This window comes from Achromobacter sp. ACM02 (assembly GCF_014851605.1).
Classification (GTDB): domain Bacteria; phylum Pseudomonadota; class Gammaproteobacteria; order Burkholderiales; family Burkholderiaceae_B; genus Achromobacter; species Achromobacter aegrifaciens.
Window position 1 is genome coordinate 1 of record NZ_JACUZY010000035.1, and the last position, 262, is coordinate 262.

A 262-nucleotide genomic window follows, 5' to 3' on the forward strand; every position below is an offset into this window, starting at 1 on the left:
TCGCGTTGCATCGAATTAATCCACATCATCCACCGCTTGTGCGGGTCCCCGTCAATTCCTTTGAGTTTTAATCTTGCGACCGTACTCCCCAGGCGGTCAACTTCACGCGTTAGCTGCGCTACCAAGGCCCGAAGGCCCCAACAGCTAGTTGACATCGTTTAGGGCGTGGACTACCAGGGTATCTAATCCTGTTTGCTCCCCACGCTTTCGTGCATGAGCGTCAGTGTTATCCCAGGAGGCTGCCTTCGCCATCGGTGTTCCT

At 55.0% G+C, this 262-nt stretch carries 1 rRNA gene; it reads right to left on the reverse strand.

Going from position 1 to position 262, the window contains the following annotated elements:
- Positions 1-262, reverse strand: a 16S ribosomal RNA gene (locus IB258_RS30255); the annotation flags it as partial.